Genomic DNA, 19,815 nt, shown 5'->3' with positions numbered 1-19,815 from the left:
ACGCGCAGAAAGCCACAACTGCAGACGTGCCGGCGATAGCCGAAACCAGCACCAACCATGCCTGTTATGGCTGACGGAACATATTTGGCCGATCAATCAACAGAGATGTCGGAAGGCTCATCGAGCCCTCCCGACAAATCGCTTTTTTGTTCAACCGTTAAGCGGCGTCCTCAACAGCTTCCGCAGCCGCACCGCCGGGCACATAGTTCAAGACCGGTCCCAGCCAGCGCTCGACCTCTTCAATCGCCATCCCCTTGCGCGACGCATAATCTTCGACCTGATCGCGCTCGACCTTTGCGACACCAAAATAGTAGCTGGCAGGATGGCCGATATAGATGCCCGAGACCGACGAACCCGGCCACATGGCATAGCTTTCAGTAAGCTCAACACCGGTCGCATTCGTCGCATCGAGCAATGAGAACAAGGTAGCCTTTTCAGTGTGATCCGGCTGGGCCGGATAACCGGGTGCTGGACGAATGCCCGCATATTCCTCGTGAATCAGCTCGTCGTTACTGAATGCCTCATCTGAAGCATAACCCCAGAATTCCTTGCGGACGCGTTGGTGCATGCGTTCGGCGAACGCCTCCGCAAAACGGTCTGCCAGCGCCTTGACCAGGATCGAGGAATAATCGTCATTTGCCCGTTCGAACCGCTCGGCGATCGCCACTTCCTCGATGCCGGCAGTGACAACAAAGCCACCGACATAATCCGCCTTGCCGCTATCGACGGGTGCCACGAAATCCGACAGCGCCACATTCGGCCGGCCATCGCGCTTCGAAAGCTGCTGGCGCAGGGTATAGAAAGTACCAAGGTCCTCGGAGCGTTTTTCGTCGGTAAACAGGCGAATATCGTCGCCGATCGAATTTGCCGGCCAGAAGCCAATGACCGCCCGCGGACGGAACCACTTTTCCGCGATGATCTTCTTCAGCATCGCCTGGGCATCGCTCCACAGCTGACGCGCTGCCTCGCCCTGCTTCTCGTCCTCGAGGATCGCCGGATAACGCCCCTTCAGCTCCCATGTCTGGAAGAACGGCGTCCAGTCGATATACTGTGCCAGTTCCTCAAGATCATAGGTCTCGAACACCTTTGTGCCGGTGAACTGCGGCTTAACAGGCTCATAGGCGGCCCAATCCACCTTCTCCGCATTGGCACGGGCACGGGCAATCGGCAGGCGCAATTTCTCGCGTTCATTGCGGGCATGCGCCTCGGCAACTTTCGCATATTCGCCACGGATGCCCTCGACATAGGCCGGCTTCTGCTCTTCCGACAGCAATGCCGATACAACACCCACCGCACGGCTGGCATCGGTCACATAGATCGCCTGCCCCTTTTCGTAACGCGGATGAATCTTCACTGCCGTATGGACGCGGCTGGTCGTCGCCCCGCCGATCAGAAGCGGAACATCAAAACCCTGGCGTTCCATTTCGGCCGCCACATGCACCATCTCGTCGAGCGACGGCGTGATCAGACCGGAAAGCCCGATGATATCGACCTTCTCGGCCACGGCCGTCTCGAGGATTTTCGTCGCCGGCACCATTACGCCAAGATCGATGATCTCGTAATTGTTGCAGGCAAGCACGACGCCGACGATGTTCTTGCCGATGTCATGTACGTCACCCTTGACGGTCGCCATCAGCACCTTGCCGGCCGACTTGCGCTCGTCGCCGCCATTCAGGCGTTTCTCTTCTTCCATGTACGGGAGCAGCACGGCCACCGCCTGCTTCATGACGCGGGCCGATTTCACCACCTGCGGCAGGAACATTTTGCCCGAACCGAACAGGTCGCCGACCACGTTCATACCGGCCATCAATGGGCCTTCGATAACATGCAGCGGACGCTCCGCCTTTTGCCGGGCCTCTTCCGTATCTGCCTCGATATAGTCGGTGATGCCGTTCACGAGAGCATGCGACAGACGCTCTTCGACCGGCTTTTCGCGCCAGGCGAGATCCTGAACCTTGGCTTCCTTGCCCGGTCCGCCACGGAACCGCTCTGCGACCTCAAGCAGCCGCTCGGTGCCATCGGCACGGCGGTTCAGTACGACGTCCTCGCAGGCCTCGCGCAGTTCCGGATCGATATTCTCGTAAATCGCCAGCTGGCCGGCATTGACGATGCCCATGTCCATCCCTGCCTGAATGGCATGGTAGAGGAACACGGCATGCATCGCCTCACGTACCGGCTCGTTGCCGCGGAAGGAGAAGGACAGGTTGGAGACACCGCCCGAGATATGCACGAGCGGCATTCTTTCGCGGATAGTCCGCGTCGCCTCGATAAAGTCGACGCCGTAATTGTTGTGCTCCTCAATACCGGTTGCGACGGCAAACACGTTCGGGTCGAAAATGATGTCTTCCGGCGGGAAACCCGCCTGTTCGGTCAGGATCTTGTAGGCGCGAGTGCAGATCTCGACCTTGCGCTCATAGCTGTCCGCCTGCCCCGTCTCGTCGAACGCCATGACGACGACGGCAGCACCATAGTTGCGCACGATTTTGGCATGCGCCAGAAACTTCTCCTCGCCTTCCTTCAGCGAGATCGAGTTGACGATCGCCTTGCCCTGCACGCATTTAAGGCCAGCCTCGATGATCTCGAATTTAGACGAGTCGATCATCACCGGCACACGGGCGATATCCGGCTCTGCGGCGATCAGGTTGATGAATTCGACCATCGCCTTTTCCGAGTCGATCAGGCCTTCATCCATATTGATGTCGATGACCTGCGCACCGTTTTCCACCTGGTCGCGCGCGACAGCCAATGCTGCCGTATAATCGGCATTGGTGATCAACTTGCGGAATTTCGCCGAGCCGGTGACGTTGGTGCGCTCGCCCACGTTGACGAAGGGAATGTCCTTGGTCAGCACAAAAGGCTCGAGCCCCGACAGCGACATGAACGGCACGTGTTCGGGAAGCGCCCGCGGCGGATATTTGGCCACGGCTTCCGCAATTGCGCGAATATGGTCCGGCGTCGAGCCGCAGCAGCCGCCGACCACATTGACGAGGCCTTCGCGGGCAAATCCCTCCACCTGGCGCGCCATCATCTCCGGCGTTTCGTCATATTGGCCGAATTCGTTCGGCAGGCCGGCATTCGGGTAGGCGCAGATGAACGTATCGGAAACGGCAGATAGTTCCTGCAGATGCGGCCGCATCGCGTCAGCGCCGAGCGCGCAGTTCAGACCGATGGTGAATGGATTGGCATGGTTGACCGAGTTCCAGAAGGCGGAAGGCGTCTGCCCCGACAGCGTGCGGCCGGAACGGTCGGTGATCGTGCCGGAGATCATCACCGGCAGATGCACGCCCTTCGCCTCGAAACGCTCTTCGCAGGCAAAGATCGCAGCCTTGGCGTTCAGCGTATCGAAGATCGTCTCGATCAGGATGATGTCGGCACCGCCATCGATCAGTCCGTCGATCTGCTCGCCATAGGCGATACGCAAATCATCGAAGGACACGGCGCGATAACCGGGATTGTTGACGTCGGGCGAAATCGAAGCGGTGCGGTTGGTCGGGCCTATAGCGCCTGCGACGAAACGGCGACGGCCATCTTCTTTTTCGGCGCGGATTGCAGCACGGCGGGCGAGTCGAGCACCGTCGCGGTTCATGTCATAAACCGCGCCTTCCATCTCGTAATCCGCCTGCGCAATACGTGTAGACGAAAACGTGTTGGTTTCGAGAATATCGGCACCAGCCATCGCATAACGATAATGGATGTCCTCAATCGCCTGCGGCTGCGTCAGGATCAGCAGGTCGTTATTGCCCTGCTGATGGCAGGCGCAGCCGATAAAGCGCTCACCACGAAAATGATCCTCGTTGTAACCCAGCCCCTGGATCTGCGTACCCATGGCACCGTCGATCACGAGAATGCGCTCACTGGCGGCTTTTTTGAGAGCTTCCAGAATTTCTGCGCCATTACGGCGAGCACCTTCGGGACCGAACAGTTCATCGAACAAGGCAGACACTCCTGATAGAGATCAAGGCAATATCCATAATCATATAAAGATACCTTTATGTGAAGTCCAGCACATACGTCGCAATCGCTGTCGGATTTGTCGCAACGGCCAACGGTCCGATTTATGCCAGATTCGCCGATGACAGCTATGGCCGCAATGACTATAGCCTTTAAGTAAAGTGTTGAGGCACAAGGGAGAAGAAGCATGAGCGATACAGGTCAGACGTCGAAATTCTGGAGCGATCTAACCTATCATCGCCGCTGGCTGCTCGATCAGGCAGAGAGCCTGATGGACTTCTTCCAATATCGTGCCATCAACCCCAAGGGCGGCTTCTACGATCTGGACGACGAAGGCCGCCCGCTTCCAAACGCCAATGCAATCCGCGGCATCCACGCTTCGGCGCGCATGGTCCACTGCTATTCGATCGCCTACATGCTCGGGCGCCCGGGTGCCGGAGACCTGATCGACCACGGCATGAATTTTCTCTGGAACGGTCATCGAGATCAGAAAAACGGTGGTTACGTCTGGTCCATGAACGATGACGGCCCCGCCGACACCAACAAGCAAGGTTACGGCCACGCCTTCGTCCTGCTTGCCGCCTCCTCCGCCAAGGTTGTTGGGCACCCTCTCGCCGACAAGATGCTGGCGGATATTACCGAAGTGCTCGAAACCCGCTTCTGGGAAAAGCAGCATGGCGCCATAGCCGAAGAATTCACCGCAAACTGGGGGCCGATCGACGGCGGCACCTATCGCGGCCAGAACTCCAACATGCACCTCACGGAAGCGCTGATGGCAGCCTATGAGGCAACCGGCGAACAGCATTATCTCGACAAGGCGGAAGCCATTGCCGACCTGATCATCCGCCGCCTTGCCGGCGCGACCGGCTTCCGTGTCGGCGAACATTTCGACACGAACTGGAACCTGAACAAGGATTATTATCACCCGGACGAAATGTTCCGCCCGGCCGGCACCACGCCCGGCCATGCACTGGAATGGGCACGCCTCACACTGCAACTCTGGGCGCTCGGAGATAAGAAACACGCCTGGATGCCGGATGCCGCCAAGAACCTGTTCGTTCAGGCCATGTCACTAGGGTGGGACAAGCAGAAGGGTGGCTTCTTCTACACACTCGACTGGGATAACAAGCCAGCCAAGCCCAACAAGCTCTGGTGGCCGATGTGCGAGGCTGCAGGTGCCGCTCACTTCATCAACCAGCATCTGCCGCACGATCCCTTCTTCGAGGACAGCTATCGCCTGATCTGGAGCACCATTGCAAACCGCTTCATCGACCACAAAAACGGCGGCTGGCACGAGGAACTGACGGAAGATCTCGTCCCGGCTCATACACTCTTCCCCGGCAAGGGCGATATCTACCACGCCTTCCAGGCCTGCCTCATCCCGCTCTATCCGGCAGACGGCAGCCTGACGAAGATGATCGGCGAAACGAGCGGCGGTATTTCTGTTTAAACAGTTTCTGGCGGCGCGCGCTCAAAGCGCCGCCAGCGTCTCCCGCATCTCTCCCACCACCACCGAGCTGGTCCGGTATTGCTGCCGGGCCACAAAACCGAAGCCGACAAGCGCCTCATCGACAAAAGTCACCGGCAGGCGACACGAAGCGTGAACCTCAGCAACACCGGTTCCAGCAACGATATGCGCCACATTGGCAGGCGTAATCCCGCTCCCGGCCATGATCGCAATTCGCCCGGCCGACTGATCGGCAAGCTGGCGAAGCACACCCATCCCATCCGCCGCCTTGACCGCGAACCCTGAAGTTAGAATGCGCTCGAAGCCGAGGCCGATTACCTGCTCCAGCGCCTCATCCGCATCCGGCACCAGATCGAAAGCACGGTGCAACGTCCGTCCCATGCCGCGCGACCGCTCCACAAGCAAAGTCAGCAGATCCACATCCAGCCGACCATCGGAAAGGCTTGCTCCAAGCACGACGCCCGTGAGCCCGCTATTCCGCGCAGTATCGATATCCGCCAGCATCACATCCCGCGAGGCGGCATCGAAGATGAAATCCCCTGCCCTCGGCCGGATCATCGCATAGACCGGCACCGGCATTTTCGCAGCCAGCGCCATCAATCCTTTCGACGGCGTAAGTCCGCCGACATCTAGTGCCGAGCAGAGTTCGATCCGCTGCGCGCCACCGGCAACGGCGGCTTCCAGCCCTTCAGCACTGTCGACACAGACTTCAAGCAGCACGGGCATCGGCCACTCCCTGGCGTGCCAGCACGGCTGCACCGATAAGCCCGCCATCCTCGCGGCGGATCGCCGGCACCAGCAGTGGCCAATCCAACCGGTTCAGGATGCGTGCCCGAACCGCCTCGTCCAGCGCTGCAATCAATGCCCCGGCCGAGGCAAGCCCGCCGCCAACCGGCACGATCGACGGCCCGACCGTATTGATCGCGACCGCCAGCGGATCGGCAACAAGCTGCAGATAGGCCTCGATCGTTTCGCCGGCCTTGGTTTCTCCTGCCTGCCAGTCCTCGATGATCCGATGGCTGCTGCGCTCTTCGCCGTGAAACAGCGTGTGCAACTTCTCGATCCCCCGCGCCCCGCCGATCGTATCGACGCATCCCGACTGTCCGCAGCCGCAGGAAAACCGCGGAACGTGAACCAGCCGAGCGCCGATCTCGACGCTCGTATTCAGAGCCGGGCCATGCCCCCATTCGCCGGTCACGCCACCGGCGCCCGGCAATATGCGGCCATCGACGGCAATCCCGCCGCCGATCCCCGTGCCGATGATGATGCAGAACACGATCGAATGACCGCGCCCGACACCGTCATTCGCCTCAGCCAGCGTCAGGCAATCCGCATCGTTTGCCGCAAAGACCGAACGCCCCGTCGCTTGAGAAATCGCCTCGGCAATCGGCAGGCCCGTCAGGCACGGGATATTCGCCGAAAGCCCCTTGCCCGTAACCGGATCGACCAGTCCTGCTGTTGACAAGCCGAGCGGCAAGACGCCGCTTGCATCCGCATCATTCGCCAGACTTCGCAGGGCCTCGGCAAGCTCGCGCCAATCAGATTTCGGCACAGGCACGCGCGCAAGCTCCTCCACCTCTCCCGGCTTGCGGGAGAGGCCGAACTTGATGAACGATCCGCCGATATCGGCACAGAGCACCGCTGCGCTCTGCATCACGCAGTCCGTTCCTGCAGCCAGTCGCGAACGATCACCTCGTCTTCCGCTCCAAGTCCATGATTGGCATCAAGCACCTTCGCCGTCAGCTGCGCACCCACAACGTTCAGCCTGTCCTCCAGTTCACCCGCAAGCGGACCGTAGAAATCATCGATGGCGCTGATCGAGAGAATCTGTACCGCTGACAGATCGACCACCGGCCGTTCTTCCAGCACGTTCATGGAGCGCAACAGCACCGCCTTTCGGATCGCGTCCGGCCGAAGCTGCATCGTCGCGCCCAGCATGTTGCCGCCATTGGAGTAACCAAGGAAGGTCAGCCGCTCCGGATCGACACCATAGGCAGGTCCGATATCCTCGATGAAGGCGACAAAAGCCTCGACCTCGGATGCGATTTCCTTCTGGTCGAATGTCGTCTGGCTGAAACGGCGGAAGAAACGCGGAGACCCTTCATCCGTCGAACGACCGCGCAGGCCGATCAGCATGGCATTCGGCGCGACCTTGCGGCCGAGCGGCAGCATCGCCGTCTCGTTCGCCCCGCTGCCGTGAAGCAGAACCAGTGTCGAGCCATCCCAATCTTCCGGCATGTGGATGCGATGCACGAAAGGCAGGTCGCGATAGATCACCCTCTCCTCGCCCGGCAGGCCGAATTGCGGCAGCATCACCTTCAACGCCTCGTGATCCGCCTTGTAGTGTTTGGGGATGAAAAATCCCGTCCCGAGCGCCTCTACCGTCTCATCCGCAGTAAAGCCAGGATCGTCGGTCGCAACCTCGATCAGCGTGCCGCCCGGCTCGCGCACATAGAGGGAGTAGAAATAATGCCGGTCATGCACATTGATATCACCTGCATTCTCGGCTTGAAGCGCCTTGTGCAGATCGTCGACGGCTTGCTGGCTTTTCGCCCTCACCGCCACATGGTCGATCGTTCCGGTTCCGGGTGCCGCCGTCCAGAACCCGCCGGCATTGCGCACATCGATAATCTGCCCGCTTTCGGACACCAGTCGCTGGCTCGCGCCCTCCACCGCTCCGACCACAAAGCCCGTATGTCGCTCGAGAAACGCAGCGGTTTCATCCGCCTTTTCAGACAAGATGGACGCCCCGCGAATGCCACGGATGGCATCCGCTCTCGCAATGCCGCCGTCCTTCCACCAGACCCAGTCGCCATAGTCATCTACACCGACAAGCTTGACGATGATCCCGTCCGGATCGGTCAGCCTCAGAACCGGTTCGCCGAACTCCTGTGTCGGCCCGGTCATCTTCACATTGCATTGCAGCGCCCGTGTCAGCCAGAAACCGATCGCTTCGCGATCGATGGCAAAGCTGATCTCGCTCGGCGCGCCATGCCCGACGCGTCCAAGCGAACCGTCTTCCCAGGCCAGAAATGTGACCAGCGAACCTGGCGTTGCAGCACCGTCTCCATAAAACAGGTGCAGCTGCTGCGCATCCTCGAAACCGGCCGTACGCTTGACGAGGCGCAAGCCGAGGAAACCGACGTAGAAATCCACATTGTCCTGGATTTTCCGGGTAATGGCCGTCAGGTGATGAATACCGCTGGTCATGATCTTTTAGCCTTGGGTGTCCGGGCTTTTGCCCGATCGTGTTTCGATTGTGGCCTCCGGCGCGATTGCACCTAAGCAGCTCACTTGGGTTCGAGCGACATCATCAGGTTGGCAAGCAGCGCGGTGCGCGGCGCAAGGCTGCTAACGAAAATATGCTCGTCGAATGTATGCGCCCCCGCCCCGTCCGCACCGAGACCGTCCAGCGTCGGCACGCCGAGCGCAGCGGTAAAATTGCCGTCCGAGCCGCCGCCTGTCACCACGCCTTCCAAGGTAATCCCGAGCTTTGCGGCAATCTCGGCCGCGGTATCGAACAGCTTCACGCCGTCTGCAGATTGCGCAAAGGGCGGCCGGTTCATCTGGCCGGTGATCTCGAATGTGATATCCGGATCGACCGGCTTCATGGCCTCAATTCCGGCAGTGATCTCGGCAGCGGCCTTGTCGTCCGGCACGCGCACATCGACCTGCATCCGGCATTCCGCCGGAATTGTATTGCGGCCCGTGCCGCCCTGGATCGTCCCCACCGACACGGTGATGCCGCGCTCGGCGTCATTGAGTGCCTCAAGGTCAAGGACAAGCCGCGCCGCGGCCCGGATTGCGCTGCGTCCATCCTGGGGCCGAGTGCCGGCATGCGAAGCCCGTCCCCGGATGGTGATATCGTACATCGCGACACCCTTGCGGGCGATGACGATCTTGCCGCCATCACGCGCCGGCTCGACAACCAGCGTATAACCAGCGCTTGCCGCCAGCCTTTCCATATAGGCGCGCGACGACAGGCTGCCGATCTCCTCGTCCGGCACGAAGACCAGATCGACCGGCATGCGGCTGCCCCTGGCGACCGCAATCTTCAACGCTTCGAGCGCCATCAGCGCGCCGGATTTCATATCGTAGATGCCGGGACCATAAAGCTTGTCGCCGTCCCGCCTCAAAGGCAATTGCTTGGCGATCACCCCATGCGCATGCACGGTGTCGAAATGTGCCAGTACCAGCACACTCTTTTCATTGCTGCCTTCAGCCCGCGGCGAGCGCACTGTCAGAATATCGCCAAGTCCAAGCGTTCCGGGCAAGCGCTCCACATCCAGCGAAGCGGATTTCGCCAATCCTCCCACCCGATCGACCAGCCGGTTGACGGCATGCGCATCATGAGACGGTGTTTCGATCTCCACCCATGCCACGAGTTCCTGCAATAGAGCCTTGTCGTCAATATCGGCGGCCGAAACGGAATTGGTCATTGAAATCCCCTGCTATGTTCTGCGAGCGTGGGGACTATAACCACGATCCCGTCACGGGCAACGCTTCATAACGACGATCGGACTGTTCACCATTTAAGTAACAATGAATTCTATTCGTTCACCAGTTTGAGAATGAGTTGATGGACATTGCCGCCATTGTTCATCTCCAGCTTGTCATAGTCCCGGTGCCGCTCGCGATTGCGTTTCGAAATCTCGCCGAGCCTTGCGGTAAGGTCCTGCCTTATCTTCTGGCATTTCGGATCATCCGCAGCAGTAAGCCCGACGCTCACCGCCTCGATCTCCCTGACCATCTCCACGATCATGTCGCCATGCACCCGCTCATGGCGGCGCACGCCTTCGGCAAATGTATCCCATTTCGTCTTCAGGGCGCCCGGCATCTTGCCGGCCTTCGGCAGGGTGTAGATCAGCGTCAAGCTTGGCCGTGCCGAGACCAGCTTGCATGAACCATCCGGCTGGGGCTGGTAATTGCGGGACCAGAGCAGCTTGAAATCCGTATGCGCAATCGTCCGCATCTGGCCGCCGACAAGCGGCCCCTTCTCGCCGATCTGGGAATAAAGCTCGATACCGGTGGAGCCGCTGACCGTATACGTCTTCACCTGCTCGACCGGTGCCCATTGAGCAGCAGCCAAAGACGGCGCAACGAACAGGAAACTCCCGGCTAAAAAACTTACGAGCATTCTTCTCACTGCAAACTCCAGCATCTGTACCCTGCCGTGGTAGAGCGACGCGCCACCGTTTTCAACACACCACACGTCATTGGAAGCCATGTCCGCGAACCGCGTCATTCCGGCTTATGTCGCCCCGTTGCGGCCTATGCGATAAATCAGCCTCAAAACACACCTCTGCGAATGGGTGACAAACAGACAAACTTGTCATACATGTTAAAGTAGGAAGCTAATAAGCGATCGAACCCGGAAAACTCCGGGAACTATAATCTCCCAGGAAGGAAACGCATCCATGAGCGAAGAACTCAACACGGATCTGATCGCCTCCCCGAAGACGCGCGCAACGCAATTGAGCGACACGCTGCGCCAGGCGATCGCCGAGGGACAATTCCCGCCAGGCTCCAAACTTCCAAGCGAGGCGCAACTGACACTGGCGCATGGGGTCAGCCGGACAGTGGTGCGTGAAGCCCTTGCCGCCTTGCGGTCCGATCGCCTTGTGGAGGCTCGCCAGGGTGCCGGCGTCTTCGTTCTCCAGGCGACCCCGACACCGCCGCCATTCAACCTGTCCCTCGGCCATATCGATCTCGCGCGCGTTTCCTCGATGATCGAGCTGCTTGAATTGAGGACCGCCGTTGAGGTCGAATCAGCTGGAATGGCGGCTCTGCGGCGCTCGCCTGCACAGGAAGAGGTGATATTCGAGCGTCATTATGCCGTGCGCTCCTGTCTGGAGGCGCATCAGCCGACAAGCGAGGCCGACTTCGCTCTTCACCTCTCCATCGCCGACGCGACAAACAATCCGCGCTTCCGCGAATTTCTGACAATGATCGGCAAGAACGTCATCCCACGCGCTGCCCTGCGCGGCGACGAAACGGCGGAAGAGCAGATGGATTATATCAACCTGCTTGTCGACGAACACCATGCGATCGTTACCGCCATTTCCGAAGGAGATGAGGAAAAGGCCCGTGAAGCGATGCGCCGGCATCTGCGCGGAAGCCAGTTGCGCTACAGGAACCTTCTTCGCGCGCAGCGAGAAGATGTCAGATAACTTGTTGACATAAATTCCGCCAACCTGTACGACAATTTCTGTCTGGAGGAGACATTCAAGAGGAAATTCCATTATGACGCCTGAAGAAATCAAGGCGGCGCTCGGCGCCGGCCTATTGTCCTTTCCTGTTACCCATTTCGACGACGAGGGGGAGTTCAAACAGGATAGCTACCAGCGCCACATCGAATGGCTGTCCGGTTTCGAAGCGCCGGTTCTTTTTGCCGCCGGTGGCACCGGCGAGTTCTTTTCGCTCTCTCCTGATGAAGTGCCGACCATTGTGAAATCCGCCAAGGAAGCGGCCGGCAACAGCAATACCGCGATCGTTTCCGGTTGCGGATTCGGCACCCGTGTCGGCGTCGAAATGGCAAAGGCAGTCGAAAAGGCCGGTGCCGATGGCATTCTTCTTTTGCCGCACTACCTGATCGATGCGCCGCAGGAAGGCCTCTATCAGCACGTCAAGAAAATCTGCCAGTCTGTCGGCATCGGCGTCATGGTCTATAACCGTGACAACTCCGTCCTGCAGGTCGACACGCTGAAGCGCCTTTGCGACGAGTGCCCGAACCTGATCGGCTTCAAGGACGGCACCGGCGATCTCGGTCTCGTCCGTCAGGTTACCGCCACGATGGGCGACCGTCTTATGTATCTCGGCGGCATGCCGACTGCGGAACTGTTTGCCGAAGCCTATCTCGGCGCCGGTTTCACCACCTATTCGTCGGCCGTCTTCAACTTCGTTCCCGGTCTTGCTGTCGAATTCTACAAGGAGCTTCGCGCAGGCAACCGTGCCCGTTGCGAAGAAATCCTGAGGGACTTCTTCTACCCCTTCATGGCTCTTCGTGCCCGCCGCAAGGGTTATGCAGTCGCTGCCATTAAGGCCGGTGTGCGCCTGCAGGGCTTCGATGCCGGCAAGGTCCGCCCGCCGCTCGACGACCTGACGGCGGAAGAGGAGCAGATGCTCCTGAAGCTCATCGGCAACCACAAGAGGTAAGCCGGATGAAAATAGCGTCGGTTCGCACTCACCTTCTTGAACACCGGCTCGATGTGGCTTTCGAAAGCGCGTCCATGCGCTTCGATCGCCGGGCTCACATATTGGTTGAGATCGAGTGCGACGACGGCACCGTGGGCTGGGGCGAATGCCTCGGCCCTGCCCGTCCCAATGCCGCAGTCGTTCAGGCCTATTCCAACTGGCTGATCGGCGAAAATCCGCTAGAGACGGAAAAGATCTGGGCCAAGCTCTACAATGCGCTTCGTGACCAGGGCCAGCGCGGCCTGACCGTCACCGCCCTTTCCGGCATCGACATGGCGCTCTGGGATATCAAGGGCAAGCATTTCAACGCGCCCATCTCCATCCTTCTCGGCGGGCGTTTCCGCGAGAGCATCAAGGCTTACGCAACGGGCAGCTTCAAGCGTGACGGCGTCGACCGCGTCGAGGACAATGCCACCGACGTTGCCCGCTATAGAGCGGAAGGCTTTCACGCCACCAAGATCAAAATCGGCTTCGGCGTCGAGGAAGACTTGCGCGTCATCCGTGCCGTCCGCGAGACAGCCGGACCCGACATGCGGCTGATGATCGATGCCAACCACGGTTACGATGCAGTAGAGGCGATCCGCCTCGGCAACGCCGCTGCGCAATACGGTATCGATTGGTTCGAAGAACCTGTCGTGCCCGAACAGCTTGCCGCCTATCGCGAAGTTCGCGCCAAGCAGCCGATCCCGGTTGCCGGTGGCGAGACATGGCATACTCGCTGGGGCATGCGTGAGCCGATCGAAACTCGCGCCATCGATATCGTCCAGCCGGATCTGGCAGGCGTTGGCGGCTTTACCGAAGCCAAGCGCGTTGCGGACCTTGCAGCGCTTCACGGCATCCGCGTCGTTCCCCACGTCTGGGGTACCGCCATCCATATCGCGGCGGCCCTGCAATTCATGGCCGCGATGGTGCCAAGCCCTGTCCGCGTCAATCCGATCGACCCGATCCTCGAATTCGATCGCACTCACAATCCCTTCCGTCAGGCGATCGTCAAGACGCCGATCGAACACAAGGGCGGCGTGGTGCAGATCCCGAACGGCCCCGGCCTGGGCATCGAGATCGACCGCGATGCACTGAAGGAGTTCCGTATGCCCGACGACAAGGGAGCGGCCTGATGCTCGTTCGCACCCTCGCCGGCAAGGCTCCGAAGATCAAGCTGCCGCAGGGTGCGGTCGACACACAGATGCATATGTATCTGCCGGGGTATCCGTCCCTACCCGGCGGACCGGGCCTTCCGGCCGGCGCCCTGCCCGATCCCGATCAATATCGCCAGCTCATGCAATGGCTCGGCATCGATCGGGTCATCATCACGCAAGGCAATGCGCATCAGCGGGATAACTCCAATCTGGTTGCCTGCCTCGACATCATGGGCGATGTCGCCCGCGGTGTCGGCATCATCGATGGCACTACCAATGATGCCGAGATGGTCCGCCTTTCAGAGGCCGGCATTGTCGGCGCCCGCATCATGGATCTGCCGGGCGGTGCCGTTGATCTCAAGGAACTCGAAACGGTCGATGCAAAAGCAGCCGCCCACGGCTGGATGCTGGCCGTGCAGTTCGACGGCAGCAATATACTTCACCACGAAGCACGCCTGGCAAACCTGAAATCCCGCTGGGTTTTCGACCACCACGGTAAATTCTTTTCCGGCGTCACGCCCGACAGTGAAGAGATCTCAGCCGTCAAACGCCTGATCGACGCAGGAAACTGCTGGTTCAAGTTCGCCGGCGTCTATGAATCATCGAAAACGGGCGGTCCCGATTACGCCGATATCGCAGCTGTTGCGCGCGAGATAGCAAACTACGCTCCGGAACGGATTGTCTGGGGCACGAACTGGCCGCACAATCTGGCCCGCGAACAGGCGGATTACCCGGATGACGCGGCCTTGACCGATACCGTACTTGGCTGGCTGCCGAACGAAAACGCTCGGCATCTAGCCCTGATAGAGAACCCGCAGACGCTTTTCGGTCTGCAGGAATGGAGTGCATCAACGAGTTGATATTTTGAACAACCGGTGCGTGGAGGCACCGGTTTCTTTGGAGGAGGAAAACATGAAAATCACGAAAGCTCTCGGGCTGGCGCTGACGCTCGCACTTGCTGCGACGACTGCCGCACCGCTCGCTTACGCGCAGCAGGTCACGTTGCGCTCGGCCGACATCCATCCGGACGGTTATCCGACCGTCGATGCGGTCAAATATATGGGCGATCTCGTCAAGGAACGCACCGGCGGCCGTATCGCCATCCAGGTGATGAACAACTCGATGCTCGGCGGCGAAAAGGACACGATCGAGCAGACTCGTTTCGGTGTCATCGACATGAACCGCGTCAATGCGGCACCGTTCAACAACCTGATCCCGGAAACGGTCGTCCTCGGCCTGCCCTTCCTGTTCCGCTCGACCGACCATATGCATAAGGTCGTCGACGGCCCGATCGGCGACAAGATCCTGGCTGCCTTCGAACCCCACGGCCTGATCGGCTTGGCCTACTATGACAGTGGCGCCCGCTCATTCTACACGACCAAGAAGCCCGTCGAAAAACTGGCCGACCTCAAGGGCCTGAAGATCCGTGTCCAGCAGTCCGACCTCTGGATCGCAATGATGCAGGCCTTCGGCGCCAACCCGACGCCGATGCCGATGGGCGAAGTCTATTCCTCGCTCGAAACCGGTGTGGTCGATGGCGCGGAAAACAACTGGCCGTCCTACGAGTCCGCCCGTCATTACGAAGTGGCGAAGAACTACACGCTGACCCAGCACTCGATGAACCCGGAAATCCTGGTCATGTCCAAGGTCTCCTGGGACAAGCTGACACCGGACGACCAGAAGATCGTCCGTCAGGCAGCCAAGGACTCGGTCGTGAAGATGCGCGAACTCTGGACCGCCCGCGAAAAGACCTCGGAAGAAAAGGTCCGCGCCGGCGGCGTCAACGTCATCAACGTCAACAAGGACGAGTTCTCCGCCGCGATGAAGCCGGTCTACGACAAGTTCGTTACCGACGCGAGCATGAAGGCGCTGCTGGAAGAAATCCAGGCAGTTCAATAATCGCAAAAATGAAAGCCGGCCTCCCTCGAGGCCGGCTTTTGCATATCCGGCGCAAAGTCCGGAAGGAGGAGGAACGGAACAATGCGAAAATTCATGCAGGCGATAAGACCCGCGCTGGGTGTTGTCAGCCGCTTATCACTCTGGATCGCCGGCATAGGCATGATCGCCATGACGCTGATCGTCGGCTGGCAGATCTTCGGCCGCTACGTACTCAATGACTCCCCGGCATGGTCGGAGCCATTATCGCTCTACCTGATGTCCTGGTTCATCATGCTTGGCGCCGCCGTCGGTGTGCGCGAAAGCGTCCATCTGGGACTAGACATCGTCCGTTACATGATGCCGCCCAACATCCAGAAGGCCATGGACCTTCTGAGCCTCGGCCTTATCGTGCTCTTCGGTATCGGCATGGCCTATTATTCGACCCTTCTGGCAGCCGGCACATGGACTGCCCGAATCCCTGTGCTTGGCTGGCCGGGCGGCACAGATTTCTTCCCGATGATCGCCGGCGGTGCGATGATCGCGATCTTTGCGCTTGAACGTTTCATCGATGTCGCAATCGGCGAGGAAATCGCGGCCGACGTGCTTGTCCAGGAGGCTGCGTAATGGCCTATACGATCCTTTTCGCTTCCTTCACTTTCCTGATGATCATCGGCATGCCGATTGCGTTCTGCCTCGGCATCGCCTCTTTCGCGACGGTGCTTTATCTCGGTCTGCCGCCGATCGTCGTCTTCCAGCAGATGAATTCCGGCATGAACGTCTTTGCCATGATGGCGATCCCGTTCTTCATTTTCGCCGGCGACCTGATGGTGCGCGGCGGCATCGCTGCTAGACTGATCCGCTTTGCGGCCGGTCTGGTCGGGCACATGCGTGGCGGCCTCGGTCAGGTCAATGTCGTCGCCTCGACCCTGTTCGGTGGCATTTCCGGTTCGGCCGTGGCCGATGCCTCGGCCGTCGGCGGCCTGATGATCCCGCAAATGGCCAAGCGCGGCTATGATCGGGATTATGCGGTCAACGTCACCGCCAATGCGGCCATCATCGCCCTGATGATCCCGCCGTCGCACAACATGATCCTTTATTCGATCGCCGCCGGCGGCAATGTCTCGGTCGCCGATCTCTTCACCGCCGGTATCATCCCCGGCCTGCTTCTCGCCGCAGCACTGATGTTCACCGCATGGTGGGTCGCCGTCAGACGGGGTTATCCGGCCGACGCCTTCCCCGGCTTCCGCCGCCTCGGTTATTATCTGGCAGCCTCCCTCCCCGGCATCCTGCTGATCGCCATCATCTTCGGCGGCGTGCGCTCCGGCGTCTTCACCGCAACGGAAAGCTCCTGCATCGCTGTCCTCTACGCCTTCCTGGTTGCCATGCTCGTCTACCGGGAGCTGGATTGGGCAGGCTTCGTCGAGGCCGTCATGGGCGCTGTCCGCACCACGGCCATGGTCCTGCTGGTCATCGGCACCGCTGCCTCCTTCGGCTGGCTGATGGCCTTCCTGCAGGTGCAGACACTGATCATCGCCGCGATCAGCGCCATCTCGGATAATCCGATCATCGTGCTCCTGATGATCAACGTCATCCTTCTGATCCTCGGCACCTTCATGGACATGGCGCCGATGGTCATCATCGCTACCCCGATCCTGCTTCCGGTGGTCAAGGCCTTCGGCATCGATCCGGTCCATTTCGGCGTCGTGATGATCCTCAATGCCGGCATCGGGTTGAACACGCCACCTGTCGGAACCGTGCTCTTCGTCAGTTGTGCCGTCGGCGGCATATCCATCCGCGAGGCGATGCGCACGATCTGGCCCTTCTTCGGCGCCAGCCTCGCAGTTCTCCTTGCGGTGACATACATCCCCGCTTTGTCGCTCTGGCTACCGAGCCTGTTCCGATAGGATGCGACACCATCCGAGACCCAGATCCCGCTTCGGCGGGATCTTTCATTTCGGGCGTCATTCTTATGCAAGAAATTGCGGTTCACGACACGCGCGCCGAGGTCTATGGTCAGCCGCATTATACTCATTTGTCCCATCCGGATTTCATCATGACCGATACCGTTACCAGCCGTTTCCTCCGTTACGTCGTGCTCGACACCCAGTCCGACGCCTCTTCACTCACCCAGCCATCGACAGCCAAGCAGCTCGATCTCGGCCGGCTTCTGGTCGGTGAGTTGCAGGCGATCGGTGTGAAGGATGCCGAACTCGATGAACACGGTTACGTCTACGCGACCATCCCCTCGAACACCGGCAAGAACAACGTCCCGGTCATCTGTTTCTGCGCCCACATGGACACCGCACCGGATTTTTCCGGCACCAACGTCAAGCCGCAGGTGATCCAGAATTACCAGGGCGGCGACATCACGCTGCCGGGCGACAAGAGCCGCACCATCAAGACGTCCGAACATCCGGAACTGAAGAACCAGATCGGCCACGACGTCATCACCTCCGACGGCACGACGCTGCTGGGCGCCGACGACAAGGCCGGCCTTGCCGAGATCATGACCGCTGCCGAATATCTGCTCGCCAATCCCGATATCAAGCATGGCACGATCCGCATCCTCTTCACGCCCGACGAGGAAATCGCCCGCGGCGTCGCCAAGGTCGACCTGCAGAAACTCGGAGCCGATTTCGGCTACACGCTCGACGGCGAGACGGCCGGCACAATCGAGGACGAGACGTTCTCGGCCGATAGCGCCGACATCCTGATCAAGGGCGTCGCGATCCATCCGGGCTTCGCCTTTGGCAAAATGGAAAACGCCATCCGCATCGCCGGAAACATCATCGCCAAACTGCCGAAGGACATGACGCCTGAAACGACAAAGGGCCGCGACGGTTTCATCCATCCGACCTCCGTCTCCGGTACGATGGAAGGCGCCAAGATCAGCCTCATTCTGCGCGATTTCAGGACAGAAGGGTTGAAAGAAAAGGCAAAGCTGCTCGAAACCATCATCGCAGAAGTCATGGCCGACTATCCCGGTTCGTCTCATACGCTGAAGATCACCGAGCAGTATCGCAACATGAAGGAAGTGCTCGACCATCACCCCGAGATCGTCGACAACGCCATCGAGGCGATCCGCCGGGCCGGCATGTCGCCGGTACGCGGCAGCATTCGCGGCGGCACCGACGGTGCACGTCTCTCCTTCATGGGCCTGCCCTGCCCAAACATCTTCGCCGGCGGCCACGCCTTCCACTCGCCGATCGAATGGGTCAGCAGCCAGGACATGGAAAAGGCCGTGAAGACGATCGTCGAACTGGCCAAGCTCTGGGAAGAGCGCGCCTGATAAGCCGGCAGGCTTTCTGGATCGCTTTCTGGGCGTCAATTCGGAAACGGATTGGCGCCCTATTGCTGACTGCTTAGGCTCTTGTGATCAGTTGTAAGGTCCAAGCAGCCGAAAATATTCCCGCTCGCTTTCGCCGTAGGCATCGGCCGCGAACTGTTCGAGCGCCGGCCTGTCGCGCACGATGATCATGCCACGTTCGGAATAGATCAGCTTGCGGCCCTCAAGCACATGCAGCGCCGTCGTCACGCTCGGACGCCGGACCGCCAGCATGATCGACAGGAACTCATGCGTCAGGCTGATCTCGTCGCCATCGGTGCGGTCGTGGCACATCAATATCCACCGCGCCAGCCGTTCGTCGATATGGTGGACGGCGTTGGAGAGCGAGGTAAACGCCCCCTGAACCGAAAGCGCCTGAACATAGCGCCCAAGCAGGTTCTTGAGATCGCCATCCTGATCGAGCAGCGATTTCAAAAGCTCGGTCGAGATGCGGAAACCGTCACCCTGAACCTGCATGAAGATCGAAAACGGATCGGACCCCGCATCAAGCACGACTGCCGCCGGCGTCATCCCGTCACGGCCAAAAATACCGATCTCGGCATGCTGCCCTTGCGGTGAGCGGGCGACGATCGAGGCAATGCCCGTCTCTGGGAAATAGGCATATTCCGCAGCCTCATGCGGTTCCGAGAGCTCGAAACCGCGCGGCAGGTCCACCGGCTTCAGATGGGCGGCAATTGCGGAGAAGCTCGTAGGGCTCATCAGCCGAAGCAAATTGTTACGGACCGCCGTTTGCCGAATGTCAGCCATCGCTCATCCTTGATAGGAGAACATGGCCTGTTCGGCTTCCTCTGAACGAGAAGTCTCCGCTTGATTTGAACGATTTCCATCTATGGCCATAAAAT

The 19,815-nt window shown here is 59.8% G+C and carries 16 protein-coding genes; 9 read left to right on the top strand and 7 right to left on the bottom strand.

What is annotated here, in order from left to right; translation table 11 throughout:
- Positions 1-157: 157 nt before the first annotated feature.
- Positions 158-3,934, bottom strand: a complete 3,777-nt coding sequence (gene metH, locus GGE33_RS04980; protein WP_183821451.1) for a methionine synthase — start codon at positions 3,932-3,934, stop codon at positions 158-160.
- 204 nt (positions 3,935-4,138) lie between these two features.
- On the opposite strand from metH, the gene GGE33_RS04975 reads away from it, so the two are divergent.
- A complete protein-coding gene (locus GGE33_RS04975) occupies positions 4,139-5,401 on the top strand; it encodes an AGE family epimerase/isomerase (protein WP_183821450.1) in 1,263 nt (420 codons plus the stop codon).
- Between the two features lie 21 nt (positions 5,402-5,422).
- On the opposite strand, the gene GGE33_RS04970 is transcribed toward GGE33_RS04975, so the two are convergent.
- The 5 genes from GGE33_RS04970 to GGE33_RS04950 form a co-directional block, all read right to left on the bottom strand.
- Entirely contained in the window at positions 5,423-6,145 is a 723-nt protein-coding gene (locus GGE33_RS04970) for a copper homeostasis protein CutC (protein ID WP_183821449.1), read from the bottom strand.
- On the bottom strand, positions 6,129-7,073 hold the full coding sequence (locus tag GGE33_RS04965; RefSeq protein ID WP_183821448.1) for an ROK family protein: 945 nt from the start codon (positions 7,071-7,073) through the stop codon (positions 6,129-6,131). Before GGE33_RS04965 ends, GGE33_RS04970 begins: the two co-directional genes overlap by 17 nt.
- Positions 7,073-8,629 (bottom strand): VOC family protein, encoded by a 1,557-nt coding sequence (locus tag GGE33_RS04960; protein ID WP_183821447.1) that lies wholly within the window; start codon positions 8,627-8,629, stop codon positions 7,073-7,075. Before GGE33_RS04960 ends, GGE33_RS04965 begins: the two co-directional genes overlap by 1 nt.
- 80 nt (positions 8,630-8,709) lie before the next feature.
- A complete protein-coding gene (locus GGE33_RS04955; protein WP_183821446.1) occupies positions 8,710-9,858 on the bottom strand; it encodes a M20 family metallopeptidase in 1,149 nt (382 codons plus the stop codon).
- 110 nt (positions 9,859-9,968) lie between these two features.
- Positions 9,969-10,664: a DUF922 domain-containing Zn-dependent protease gene (locus GGE33_RS04950; RefSeq protein ID WP_343062214.1), complete on the bottom strand. Its 696-nt coding sequence runs from the start codon at positions 10,662-10,664 to the stop codon at positions 9,969-9,971.
- Between the two features lie 172 nt (positions 10,665-10,836).
- On the opposite strand from GGE33_RS04950, the gene GGE33_RS04945 reads away from it, so the two are divergent.
- The 8 genes from GGE33_RS04945 to pepT all read left to right on the top strand — a co-directional run bounded on the left by GGE33_RS04945 (position 10,837) and on the right by pepT (position 18,916).
- Entirely contained in the window at positions 10,837-11,589 is a 753-nt protein-coding gene (locus tag GGE33_RS04945) for a FadR/GntR family transcriptional regulator (RefSeq protein WP_148147572.1), read from the top strand.
- Between the two features lie 73 nt (positions 11,590-11,662).
- The gene (gene kdgD, locus GGE33_RS04940) at positions 11,663-12,574 is read left to right on the top strand and encodes a 5-dehydro-4-deoxyglucarate dehydratase (protein WP_183821445.1); all 912 of its coding nucleotides are present in this window, start codon (positions 11,663-11,665) and stop codon (positions 12,572-12,574) included.
- A gap of 5 nt (positions 12,575-12,579) precedes the next feature.
- The gene (locus GGE33_RS04935) at positions 12,580-13,728 is read left to right on the top strand and encodes a mandelate racemase/muconate lactonizing enzyme family protein (RefSeq protein WP_183821444.1); all 1,149 of its coding nucleotides are present in this window, start codon (positions 12,580-12,582) and stop codon (positions 13,726-13,728) included.
- Positions 13,728-14,609, top strand: coding sequence for an amidohydrolase family protein (locus tag GGE33_RS04930; RefSeq protein ID WP_183821443.1), 882 nt, complete (start codon positions 13,728-13,730; stop codon positions 14,607-14,609). Before GGE33_RS04935 ends, GGE33_RS04930 begins: the two co-directional genes overlap by 1 nt.
- A 52-nt stretch (positions 14,610-14,661) precedes the next feature.
- On the top strand, positions 14,662-15,648 hold the full coding sequence (locus GGE33_RS04925; protein WP_183821442.1) for a TRAP transporter substrate-binding protein: 987 nt from the start codon (positions 14,662-14,664) through the stop codon (positions 15,646-15,648).
- Positions 15,649-15,729: 81 nt separating this feature from the next.
- Entirely contained in the window at positions 15,730-16,251 is a 522-nt protein-coding gene (locus GGE33_RS04920) for a TRAP transporter small permease (protein ID WP_148147567.1), read from the top strand.
- Positions 16,251-17,531, top strand: coding sequence for a TRAP transporter large permease (locus GGE33_RS04915; protein WP_148147566.1), 1,281 nt, complete (start codon positions 16,251-16,253; stop codon positions 17,529-17,531). The genes GGE33_RS04920 and GGE33_RS04915 overlap by 1 nt, the downstream gene beginning before the upstream one ends.
- 149 nt (positions 17,532-17,680) lie before the next feature.
- Positions 17,681-18,916 carry a peptidase T gene (gene pepT / locus GGE33_RS04910; protein WP_183821441.1) on the top strand — a complete coding sequence of 412 codons (1,236 nt, stop codon included), beginning with the start codon at positions 17,681-17,683 and terminating at the stop codon, positions 18,914-18,916.
- Positions 18,917-19,003: 87 nt separating this feature from the next.
- On the opposite strand, the gene GGE33_RS04905 is transcribed toward pepT, so the two are convergent.
- A complete protein-coding gene (locus GGE33_RS04905) occupies positions 19,004-19,720 on the bottom strand; it encodes a Crp/Fnr family transcriptional regulator (RefSeq protein ID WP_183821440.1) in 717 nt (238 codons plus the stop codon).
- Between the last annotated feature and the right edge of the window lie 95 nt (positions 19,721-19,815).

It is taken from the genome of Aliirhizobium cellulosilyticum, from assembly GCF_014198105.1.
Taxonomy (GTDB): domain Bacteria; phylum Pseudomonadota; class Alphaproteobacteria; order Rhizobiales; family Rhizobiaceae; genus Neorhizobium; species Neorhizobium cellulosilyticum.
Note: the sequence above shows the minus strand (reverse complement) of the source record. Positions and strands in the feature narration are given on the sequence as shown.

Bases quoted from the DNA above. Each gene is read 5' to 3' on its own strand.
- GGE33_RS04975 (WP_183821450.1), top strand. From the start codon at position 4,139: ATGAGCGATACAGGTCAGACGTCGAAATTCTGGAGCGATCTAACCTAT.
- GGE33_RS04970 (WP_183821449.1), bottom strand. From the start codon at position 6,145: ATGCCCGTGCTGCTTGAAGTCTGTGTCGACAGTGCTGAAGGGCTGGAA.
- GGE33_RS04965 (WP_183821448.1), bottom strand. From the start codon at position 7,073: ATGCAGAGCGCAGCGGTGCTCTGTGCCGATATCGGCGGATCGTTCATC.
- GGE33_RS04960 (WP_183821447.1), bottom strand. From the start codon at position 8,629: ATGACCAGCGGTATTCATCACCTGACGGCCATTACCCGGAAAATCCAG.
- GGE33_RS04955 (WP_183821446.1), bottom strand. From the start codon at position 9,858: ATGACCAATTCCGTTTCGGCCGCCGATATTGACGACAAGGCTCTATTG.
- GGE33_RS04950 (WP_343062214.1), bottom strand. From the start codon at position 10,664: ATGACGCGGTTCGCGGACATGGCTTCCAATGACGTGTGGTGTGTTGAA.
- GGE33_RS04945 (WP_148147572.1), top strand. From the start codon at position 10,837: ATGAGCGAAGAACTCAACACGGATCTGATCGCCTCCCCGAAGACGCGC.
- kdgD (WP_183821445.1), top strand. From the start codon at position 11,663: ATGACGCCTGAAGAAATCAAGGCGGCGCTCGGCGCCGGCCTATTGTCC.
- GGE33_RS04935 (WP_183821444.1), top strand. From the start codon at position 12,580: ATGAAAATAGCGTCGGTTCGCACTCACCTTCTTGAACACCGGCTCGAT.
- GGE33_RS04930 (WP_183821443.1), top strand. From the start codon at position 13,728: ATGCTCGTTCGCACCCTCGCCGGCAAGGCTCCGAAGATCAAGCTGCCG.
- GGE33_RS04925 (WP_183821442.1), top strand. From the start codon at position 14,662: ATGAAAATCACGAAAGCTCTCGGGCTGGCGCTGACGCTCGCACTTGCT.
- GGE33_RS04920 (WP_148147567.1), top strand. From the start codon at position 15,730: ATGCGAAAATTCATGCAGGCGATAAGACCCGCGCTGGGTGTTGTCAGC.
- GGE33_RS04915 (WP_148147566.1), top strand. From the start codon at position 16,251: ATGGCCTATACGATCCTTTTCGCTTCCTTCACTTTCCTGATGATCATC.
- pepT (WP_183821441.1), top strand. From the start codon at position 17,681: ATGACCGATACCGTTACCAGCCGTTTCCTCCGTTACGTCGTGCTCGAC.
- GGE33_RS04905 (WP_183821440.1), bottom strand. From the start codon at position 19,720: ATGGCTGACATTCGGCAAACGGCGGTCCGTAACAATTTGCTTCGGCTG.